This is a genomic window from Nitrospiraceae bacterium (genome assembly GCA_021373015.1).
In the GTDB taxonomy this organism is placed as follows: Bacteria; Nitrospirota; Thermodesulfovibrionia; order Thermodesulfovibrionales; family UBA1546; genus JAJFTJ01.
Window position 1 is genome coordinate 265,382 of the sequence record JAJFTJ010000014.1, and the last position, 9,506, is coordinate 274,887.

13 protein-coding genes and 2 pseudogenes are annotated in these 9,506 nt (G+C 39.4%); 3 read left to right on the plus strand and 12 right to left on the minus strand.

Annotation, left to right across the window (positions count from 1 at the left end):
- Window positions 1–19 precede the first annotated feature (19 nt).
- From LLF28_06900 to LLF28_06910, 3 genes are all read left to right on the plus strand, one after another.
- Window positions 20–238, plus strand: a complete 219-nt coding sequence (locus tag LLF28_06900) for a ferredoxin family protein (GenBank protein ID MCE5195163.1) — start codon at window positions 20–22, stop codon at window positions 236–238.
- 63 nt (window positions 239–301) lie between these two features.
- Complete coding sequence (locus LLF28_06905) at window positions 302–583, plus strand: integration host factor subunit beta (protein ID MCE5195164.1); 282 nt, start codon at window positions 302–304, stop codon at window positions 581–583.
- A gap of 11 nt (window positions 584–594) precedes the next feature.
- Window positions 595–1,038 carry a ubiquinol-cytochrome c reductase iron-sulfur subunit gene (locus LLF28_06910; GenBank protein MCE5195165.1) on the plus strand — a complete coding sequence of 148 codons (444 nt, stop codon included), beginning with the start codon at window positions 595–597 and terminating at the stop codon, window positions 1,036–1,038.
- 7 nt (window positions 1,039–1,045) lie between these two features.
- On the opposite strand, the gene LLF28_06915 is transcribed toward LLF28_06910, so the two are convergent.
- The 12 genes and pseudogenes from LLF28_06915 to LLF28_06970 form a co-directional block, all read right to left on the minus strand.
- Entirely contained in the window at window positions 1,046–1,720 is a 675-nt protein-coding gene (locus LLF28_06915) for an energy transducer TonB (protein ID MCE5195166.1), read from the minus strand.
- Window positions 1,720–3,093, minus strand: coding sequence for a TonB-dependent receptor (locus LLF28_06920; protein ID MCE5195167.1), 1,374 nt, complete (start codon window positions 3,091–3,093; stop codon window positions 1,720–1,722). Before LLF28_06920 ends, LLF28_06915 begins: the two co-directional genes overlap by 1 nt.
- Window positions 3,076–3,174, minus strand: a pseudogene (locus LLF28_06925) (TonB-dependent receptor plug domain-containing protein). The gene LLF28_06920 and the pseudogene LLF28_06925 overlap by 18 nt, the downstream one beginning before the upstream one ends.
- Window positions 3,154–3,534 (minus strand): annotated as a pseudogene (locus tag LLF28_06930) (TonB-dependent receptor plug domain-containing protein). The pseudogenes LLF28_06925 and LLF28_06930 overlap by 21 nt, the downstream one beginning before the upstream one ends.
- Window positions 3,535–3,549: 15 nt before the next feature.
- A complete protein-coding gene (gene cobC, locus LLF28_06935) occupies window positions 3,550–4,164 on the minus strand; it encodes an alpha-ribazole phosphatase (protein MCE5195168.1) in 615 nt (204 codons plus the stop codon).
- Window positions 4,140–4,952 carry an adenosylcobinamide-GDP ribazoletransferase gene (cobS, locus tag LLF28_06940; GenBank protein ID MCE5195169.1) on the minus strand — a complete coding sequence of 271 codons (813 nt, stop codon included), beginning with the start codon at window positions 4,950–4,952 and terminating at the stop codon, window positions 4,140–4,142. The genes cobC and cobS overlap by 25 nt, the downstream gene beginning before the upstream one ends.
- A complete protein-coding gene (cobT, locus tag LLF28_06945; GenBank protein ID MCE5195170.1) occupies window positions 4,953–6,020 on the minus strand; it encodes a nicotinate-nucleotide--dimethylbenzimidazole phosphoribosyltransferase in 1,068 nt (355 codons plus the stop codon). It lies immediately after the preceding gene.
- Entirely contained in the window at window positions 6,020–6,538 is a 519-nt protein-coding gene (gene cobU, locus LLF28_06950) for a bifunctional adenosylcobinamide kinase/adenosylcobinamide-phosphate guanylyltransferase (GenBank protein MCE5195171.1), read from the minus strand. The genes cobT and cobU overlap by 1 nt, the downstream gene beginning before the upstream one ends.
- Window positions 6,535–7,194, minus strand: coding sequence for a diphthine--ammonia ligase (locus LLF28_06955; protein MCE5195172.1), 660 nt, complete (start codon window positions 7,192–7,194; stop codon window positions 6,535–6,537). The genes cobU and LLF28_06955 overlap by 4 nt, the downstream gene beginning before the upstream one ends.
- Complete coding sequence (locus LLF28_06960) at window positions 7,166–7,939, minus strand: ABC transporter ATP-binding protein (GenBank protein MCE5195173.1); 774 nt, start codon at window positions 7,937–7,939, stop codon at window positions 7,166–7,168. Before LLF28_06960 ends, LLF28_06955 begins: the two co-directional genes overlap by 29 nt.
- The gene (locus tag LLF28_06965; protein ID MCE5195174.1) at window positions 7,923–8,885 is read right to left on the minus strand and encodes an iron ABC transporter permease; all 963 of its coding nucleotides are present in this window, start codon (window positions 8,883–8,885) and stop codon (window positions 7,923–7,925) included. Before LLF28_06965 ends, LLF28_06960 begins: the two co-directional genes overlap by 17 nt.
- A partial coding sequence (locus tag LLF28_06970) for a helical backbone metal receptor (protein MCE5195175.1) occupies window positions 8,873–9,506 on the minus strand: 634 nt, incomplete at its 5' end. The genes LLF28_06965 and LLF28_06970, both read right to left, overlap by 13 nt.

Here is a 9,506-nt window from a genome sequence, read left to right on the forward strand (position 1 = left end):
GAAAGGACAGATATAAATAATGAATGGGAAAATTTCGATAAACAGAGAACTCTGCAAGGGATGCAAATTCTGTGTTATTGCATGTCCTAAAGGTGTTATAGCCATTGAGGAGAAATTTAATAAGATGGGTTATTTCTCCGCATTCCCAAAAGATATGGATAAATGCACCGGCTGCGCTTCGTGCGCTCAGATGTGTCCGGAAATTGCAATAGAGGTATGGGCAGATAACGGCAAATAAATGCTTGATTTTTATTTTATACGATATTAATTTAGTTTTAGCTTAATTTATGGAGGTCTTATTATGACTCGATCAGTTCTAATTGATAAGGTTGCTGAAAAGGTTGAGGGGCTTACAAGAAAGCAGACGGAAATTGTGATAGAAACGGTTTTTGACAGCATTAAGGACGCTCTGCAAAAAGGCGACAAAGTAGAGATAAGAGGATTCGGAAATTTCAGACTAAAGGCACGCGGAGCAAGAAAAGCAAGAAACCCTAAAACAGGAGAGGCGGTAGATGTTCCTTCAAAAAGAGTTCTTCATTTCAAGGTTGGCAAGGAACTCAGAGAACTTCTTAATTCAAAATAAGAAAATTTTAAGTGGAAAGAAGAGATTTCTTAAAAAAATCAGTAAAGATTTTTTTTATCATACTTGGCGGCAGTCTTATCTCTTTTTTATTCTATTTTCTGCCTACAAAATTTTCTAGAGGCAGAGTGAAGTTTTTTGATTTGCTTAATGAAGATGAGATTCCAAAAGAAGGCGTAAAACCAATAATAGTAAACTACACCAGTAACAATATTGAACAGAGCATCCAGATATTCATCTCGATTACAAAGAAAGGCATGGTTATATTTTCCCCTGTATGTTCACATTTAGGCTGTCATGTAAATTGGTATGAAAGCAAAAAAGAATTTATCTGCCCATGTCACGGCGGCAGATATGATTCCGAAGGAAAAGTACTGGGTGGTCCTCCGCCAGCGCCTCTTTCGAAGCTGCCTTTTAAGATAATAAACAAAAGACTGCATGTAGGAATCAGGGTCTGAAAAATTTTTAAGGTAATTTATTCGTATCTGTCAGAGAGAATGTTATCGGCACTAAAATATTTTGCTCTGTTCTTGGAAGCGGAGCTGCTTTTTTAATTATGTTCATTGCTGCAGTATCCAGAAGTTCATGGCCTGAACTTTTCTTTATTACTATCCTCTCAGGGAATCCGTTTCTGTTAATAATGAATTCTGCCACAACAGTGCCCTCAAGTTTTTTCTTCCTTGCAATGAATGGGTATATCTTTGCTTTTTCAATAGCGCTTAGTATCGAGTTGTAAATACCCTTAATGTATTCCCCTGTCGTGTTTTGTTCTGTGTTGACAGCAGCAGCGCTTATGTTATGGGCTGTAGTGCCTGATTTTGAAGATTGGATATATTCTGATATAGGTTTATTTTTTTCTGAGTATCCTTCTGGAACCTGAGCAGAAAAATCGTTTAAAAAAGCAGTTTCTTTCTCAGGAGAGGATATTGTCTCATTTTTTTTTCTGGCAATATTTTTTTCTATAGACATTTTTTTTGAATGTGCATTCAGAGTATCTCCAGTCTCACTGAAAAGAGAGACAGTAATTATCGAATTGCTGTCTCTCGATATGCTGCCTATCATGCTTGCAAAAGAAAGCGCAGAGCCAACAAGCATGATGTGAACAAGCAGAGATATAAAGATGCTTTTCCTGAATTCCATCAGAATTCAAACCCTAATCCGCCTGTAAATTGCCTTGGCATCATCGGATAATCAGTCACTGTCTGATATTGTTTGTCGAGGATATTTTTGCCTATGATGAACAGCTCTCCTTTAAGTTTATCGTATATTTTTATCTTCTTGCTGATCTTTCCATCAAGCACAAAATAACATTTTGCATCTCCTGCCTGAACAACATAATTTTTTACATATCTCCCCTCCATCGAGAATGTAAAGTCTTTCCATGGGCGCAAAGATGTGCTTCCTTTTATCTGGTGTCTTGTGCTGAACCTGATCTTTTCGCCTGTTGTTATATTTTCAGGGTCGAGATACATATAGCTCAATCCTATGTCTGCGTATTTGTTGAGTTTGAATTTTCCTTCTGCTTCTATGCCTCTTGTCTCAGCCTTGGAGACATTCATAGGAACCCATCTGCCTGGGGTTACTTCCTGCCACTCAATCAGGTTCTCTGATTTTTTCACAAAACCAACAAGTTTTATATTTCCAGCATCTCCAAAAAATTTCTGGATGCCTGCCTCATATTCAGTTGATTCTTCAGGCTTGAGATTTGGATTGCCTGCAGCCCATCCAGTATCAGGCCAGTAAAGAGAATTCATTGTCGGAACCCTGAATCCCTTTCCTGCTGACAGTGTTATGTTTATCTGCATTGGCAGTTTTATTAACAAAGACGATTTAGGGCTCAGTTTGTTCTCAGAACCTATCTCATCATATCTTGCGCCGAATGTGAGAATTGATTTTTCGAATATTGAGATCTCATCCTGCAGTAAAAATCCTTTTCTTGTTCTGCTGTGTTTCCCAACAGAATTTGAAGGAGTGATGTTGTCAGTGCTGTCAAGCTTTTCTTCGATAAACTCAACCCCTGCTGTTAAGAGATTTGATGAGCCGATGGATAATGTGTGCTGGAGGTCAATGCCGTCAATATAATTTTTGTGTGTGTTGTCTTCACTCCCAGGATTTATGTAACGAATCCTTGAGGTGTGGCGGTAGAGCTTTAATAATGTGTCTTTGATTTTTAAATTCAATCCTGCCTGAAAGTTCTCGTCGGTCTGAGAAGCATCGGGGGTAGGCCATGTTATTGAACCGGGTTGTTCAGCATTTTTATGGCTATAATCAAAATTTAAATCTATCCGGATGTCTTTCGAAAATTCATGCGAGATTTTCGTATCAACTCCATCGAGGTCATATTTTGAATTTGTCCTGAAACCATCAGATCTGTCCTTGAATGCAGATATGTAGAATCCAGTATCCTTGATTTTCTGCGATGTGCTTAACTTTATGTTCTTTGTAACAAATCTTCCATATGATGTTATTAGTTTTGTTATGGGCTCGTCAGGTATCTTTGTTATGATGTTTATTACGCCTCCCATTGCATCAGCGCCGTATAATGCTGATGATGCGCCCCTTAATATCTCTATCCTCTCGATATTCTCCAGAGGTATGTTTACTGTGCTTAGATCAACCACACCATCACCCGGTTTATTAAGACGCTTCCCGTCAATTAAAATAAGAACCTGCTCTGATGTTGACCCCCTCAGCCTTATGCTTGAAGAAGAGCCGCGGTTCCCGTATTCAAAAAGATTAACGCCCATTACACCGCCTATTACATCAGTTACGCTTGTGCAGCTTTTAGCCGCAATCTCTTTTTTTGTTACAACAGTGACGTCCTGTGCAACATCCTCGACTGATTCCTCTATTCGTGTCGCAGTAACAACAACTTCCCTTAACTTTATCTTTTCTTCTGCTGCTGCTGTTGAAACAAGTAATCCGATTAAAATAATTGATAGAGAGAATCTCAAAAAAGTCTCCTTTTTTTATATAAAAATCTTAAAATTTATAGTTTTCACAAGAGGGAACTTGTCCCAGAATTCAATTATATTCAGAGCTGCAAAATCCTGTTCAATCCTGAAAATATTTTCTAGCGGCATACCCAATGCATGACACAGTATTATCCTATTTACGCCGCCATGCGCTACAATTGCAATATTCTCACCTGTGTGTTTTTTAAGAATGTTGTCCAGTGCTCCCAGCACTCTATCTTTTACCTCAGACGTGCTTTCTCCCTGCGGAGGAGAGTGTTTGAGCGGATTTTCCGCCCATGCCTTGAATTCAGCAGGATATTTTTTTTCTATCTCTTCAAAACTCATTCCTTCCCATATGCCGAAATTTCTTTCTCTTAAATCCTGCACGGCAATTGATTTTAATCCATGAGGATTTGCGATGAGTTCTGCGCTTTTTACTGCCCGGTCAAGGTCAGAGCAATAAACATATGAGAGTTTTATTTTAAGTTCTTTTTTTAAAAATGCTGATAATTCTTTAATCTGTTCAATCCCGTGTTCAGACAGCGGCACGTCGATAGTGCCTTTATATTTTTTCTGCTCTGCTCCCTGTGTTTCTCCGTGTCTTACCAGATAAAGAGTCGTGACCATGCTATCACCGCCAATAAAAATATTATTTCTGTAATCTCGCTTATTGCGCCTAAAGTGTCTCCTGTGAGTCCGCCGAATTTTTTATTAAAAACAACTGTGGCTGCTCTGCATATTAAATATATAATTGCAATCAAAAACACAAAAAACATATATTGATTTGCAGGAAAACTGCTCTTAAAGAAAAACAGTATTAATGCGAAGAGAATAAAAATTATTACAGTTGAAATCATTATCTCTTTCTTTGTTATTCTGTTTATAAAAATATTTCCAAGTCCGTTTTCTCTTGCTGATCTCCCTGTGTAAATTGAGACTGTCATTGCCCATTTTGAGATAACAGGCATAAGGAAAAGTGTTGAGTAATATGTGAATGGAACGAAGTTTGCCAGGCTGTTCAATGAGAGATATTTAATCAAAATTGCAAATACGATTGAGATTACGCCTATTGGTCCTGCTGAACTGTCTCTCATTACTGAAAGACGTTTCTGTCTGTCAGCATCTTTATCTTTCACTTCTTTAACTGCCAGCGCATCGAATGTATCTGCAAGCCCATCAAGATGAAATCCTCCGTTTGTCAGCACAAGCAAAAGTACGATAAGTGCGCTTACAAGATGCGTAGAGAAAATTATGCTAAACAGAAGATCAAAGGCAACGAGCAGGATTCCCTGTATGATTCCAACAACACAGAAGAATGAAGAACTTTGCGCCATAGTTCTCTCATCAACATCACCTCTGATGTTTACAGGAATGATTGTTAGAAATTGAAGGGCAAGTAAAAACTGTCTTATCATTTATACCTCAACACCTTCTGATGAAGTTTTTTCAGATACGCCTGCATTCTCAAATGTTGCCATTTCTTTATAAATCTTGATTCCTGCTTCTAGAATCATCATTGCGAGAGCTGCGCCTGTGCCTTCGCCGAGTCTCATGTCGAGATTCAAGATTGGCTTTAATCCAATCTTTTCGAGCATTGCTTTATGACCGGGCTCTGCTGAATTATGCGCTGCAAACATATAATCTCTTATCTTTGGTTCGATTGAATATGCGATCAACGCTCCTGCTGTTGAGATAAATCCATCAATAACAACAGGGATTCTGTGCGCTACTGCTCCTATTATCAGCCCTGCGATCCCTCCTATCTCAGCGCCTCCGATTTTTGAAAGCAGATCAATCGGATCATTCGCATCAGGATTGTTTATGGCTATTGCCTTCTCTATCACACGAATCTTGTTTTTAAACATCTCATCATCAATGCCAGTGCCTTTTCCAGTCACTTCCTGAACAGTTATTCCTGTCAGAACAGAGGCTATTGCAGCAGAAGGCGTTGTGTTTGCTATTCCCATATCTCCGGTGCCAAAGAGCTTGTAGCTTTTCCCTGCGTATTCCTCTGCAAGGTAGATTCCAACCTGAATGCATTTTTCAGCCTCTTCTCTTGTCATTGCAGGACCAAGACACATGTTTTTTGTTCCCATCACAACTTTTTTTTGAGTAAGACCTTCTGTATTCCCAAAATCAAAATCAACTCCTATATCAACAACAACCACTTCAGCGCCTGCGTGTTTTGCAAGAACATTGATTCCTGCTCCGCTATTCAGAAAATTAAAAACCATCTGTTTTGTTACTTCTTTTGGAAAAGCAGAGACGCCTTCATCTGCAACACCGTGGTCGCCTGCAAATGTGAAGATCACTTTTTTATCGAATGAGGGCATTGGATTTTCTGTGATTGCTACGATATTTCTTGCAAACTCTTCAAGCCTTCCAAGACTCCCTTTGGGTTTTGTCAGATTATCGAGATGCTTCTGTGCCAGCGCATAGAAATCAGGATTTACAGGTTTAATTTTTTTCAACGTCTCAGTCATTATTTTTTGTCCTTTATTTTTATTGGCATTCCTGCTGCCACTAAATAAACTTCATCTGCAATTGCTGCTATTTTCTGATTGAGGATTCCTGCAAGATCCCTGAATTGTCTTGCAAGTTTGTTTTCAGGAACTATGCCCATGCCGACTTCATTTGAAACGATAAACACACTATACTTAACGTCAGAAAGAGATGAGATAAATTTTTCTATTTGTGTAGTTGTATTTTTTTTATTCATCAGAAGATTTGAAAGCCAGAGCGTCAGACAGTCAATAAGGAATACATCATATTTGCCTTTTGTTGTTTTGATTACCTCAGTAATCTCTAATGGCTCTTCATAAGTTTCCCAATCTTTTCCCCTATGTTTTTTATGCTTCTCGATTCTCTCTTTCATTTCTTCATCAAAGGCTTGTGCTGTTGCAATGTAGAGCCTTCTGCCTTTAATCTTTGAAGCCTCTGCCAGGGCAAACCTGCTCTTCCCGCTTCTTGCGCCGCCGATGATAAAAATTATTTTTTTCATCTCATGACCTTGTAATCCTTGATATCAAGAAGCCAGTAACCGTCTTTTTTTATTACATCCTTATCTGTTATCTCGATCCTTCCGTTGAAAACAGGCCCGCTTGTAACAAAAGTGTGATATTCGCCTCTCTCACCGCATATATCGAGATCAGTCTTAGTCTTGAGATATCTTATGAAATATCTGTCAACAGTTTTGCCCACCCAGTTTTTCTCTATCAGTTCTGCATTTGCGCTCACGATAACAGCCTGAAATCCATTGTCAATAAATTCTGTTAGAAGGTTTTCAGTATTCTGTTTCCATAAAGGTTCCACTGCCTCAATCCCGAGTTCTGAACAGACCCTTTCAACCCATTCTTTGTGCTCATTCACATAAATATCACCAAAGACCATGCCTTTTATTCCCTGCGGTTTAAAACTTTTAACTGCATCTTTGAATGCAGGTTCGTAATTATCAGGAGAAGTTTCCTGCTGGCAGAGAGGGATTCCCAGAAGTTCTGACTGGACATGTATAAGTTTTCTGTCAATCCCGTGAAATCGAACTCTCTGATATTCCCTTGATATGAAATTCACAAGCGATGCAATCTTATAACCTGATTGCAATGCCCTGTAATATGCAAGGCAGCTGTCTTTACCTCCGCTCCATGATGAAAGATACATCGTTATTCCTCCTCATTATTTTCAGTTCAACATCAAAAGCCTCTTTTAGCATTTCTGTTGTGAGCAGATTTTCAGGCGAACTAAATCCCAGTATCCCGCCATTTTTAATCAGCATTATTTTTTCGAACTCAAAAGCCATGTTTATATCATGCAATGCCATTATTATTGATATGTCTTTGTTCTGTTGAAGTTCCTTGAGAAGTCTGATGACCTCTATCTGATATTTGATGTCAAGATTAGCAAGAGGCTCATCAAGAAGCAGAAGTCCTGAACCCTGTAGGAGTGTCATTGCTATGAATACCCGTCTTGTCTCGCCTCCGCTTAGATCTTTCAGATAAAGATCTGATTTGTTTTTCATTCCTGTCATCTCAAGTGCATCGTCAACACTCAGCGAGGGAGCAATGTCATAAGGATAAAGCCCCATGCTCACAAGCTCTTTAACCCTGAATGGCAGATTAATATCCAGCATCTGCGGCAGATAACTCACGAGCTTTGCCCTGTCCTTATTTTTATAAGTCTGTATAGGTTTATTCCAGAGATTAACACTGCCCTCAGTTGGTTTTAATATTCCGTTTGCAATCTTCAAAATTGTTGATTTTCCAGAACCGTTTGCGCCCAACATCCCGATGAATTCTCCAGTCTCTATTGAGACGCTGAGGTTATGAATTATCTTGTTTTTTTCTTGAGGATAACCGAAGCTGACATTGTCAAGCTCGAGTATTCTGTTTTTATACGCTGAGGACATCTTTCCTCCTTAGGAGATACAGAAAATAAGGCGAACCAATCAGAGCAGTGATTATCCCTGATGGTATTTCTGAAGGAGGCATTATGGATCTGCCTATCAAATCCGAAAAACAGAGGAATGCGCCGCCTGCGATTGCGGACGCAGGTATCAAGACCCTGCTGTCTGCTCCGAAAAAATTTCTCATTATATGCGGGACAAGAAGTCCGATGAACCCAATTGTTCCTCCCATTGATACAGAGGCTGCAGTCATGAGCGCTATTGCTATGAAAAACAAAAGTCTTTCCTTACTAACAGAAAATCCAAGGCTGTGCGCAAACTCGTCACCGAGTATCAATGCATTTAATGCCTTTGCCCTTGACAGAGACAGGATGAGTCCGGCTGATATTAATAAAATCCCATAACTTATCAGTGACCAGTCTGCCATCGATAAATCTCCGAATATCCACAGCACTGCTCTTCTTAAACCTTCGTCAGATGAGACACTCATCAAGAGCATAAGAAGCGCGTGGCAGAGAAAACTTATTCCTATGCCTGCGAGCAGAAGTCTGTCAGGCCAGAGTCTGTTTCCTTTCCAGCCCAATGCGCCTACTATCATGCTCACGACCAAAGCGCCAATGAACGCTGTAAGCGGGATTGTGAATCTTCCGAATGTGTAAAGTCCTGTTAAGAGGCCCAGCGCTGCAAATAGAGATGCACTGCTGGATATTCCAAGGATATATGGATCTGCCAGAGGGTTTCTTAAAACTCCCTGAAGGATTGCTCCTGCTGCCCCTAGCGCTATTCCCATCAGTATTGCCACAAATGCGCGAGGCAGTCTTATTGAGATGAATATCTCTTTTTCAACATCAGAGCCCAATGGATTTATCAGTCTTGGCGAGGCGAATACAGCTAACAAAAATATAATTATCAAAACTGATATGAGAACAAACAGTTTTATCTTAGACATTCGCTCATCTCCTCGATGCCTTTGATTATCCTTGGTCCAAATCTGTAAAGACTGTCGCTCACAAAAAACACTTTATTATTTTTTACAGCAGGCACATTGCTCAGTTTTTTAATAAGAGTTGATGATATCTTTTTCATATCTGAATGTCCCTTGCCAATGATTATTACGTCGGGTGCTCTTCGCATTATCTCTTCGATAGAAAATTTAGGATACGAAATCTTTGCTTCTGACGCAATATTAGTATTCCCAAAAATATTTATAGCATCATCCATTGCAGTGCCGGGTCCTGCAACGATTAATGGCTCAGGCCAGACAATAAACAGAATCTTTTTCTTTTTGTAAACAGCGCTGGGTTTAAATTTATTCAGTGATTTCTCTACGTTGTTTGCAAGCAAATCAGCCTTTTTTTTCATATCGATTGCAGCGCCCAAATCTCTTATGTTGTCGGCAAGCTCTGATATCTGCCTTGCTCTGAATACATATATTTTTATTTTCAAAGCTCTAAGTTTTTCTTCAACTTCTTTTGGATTTCCGTCTGTTGTCATGACCACGAGGTCAGGCTTCAGCATGATTATTGATTCAAGAGAAGGATTCGACATGCCTCCGATTTTTTTCTTTGTT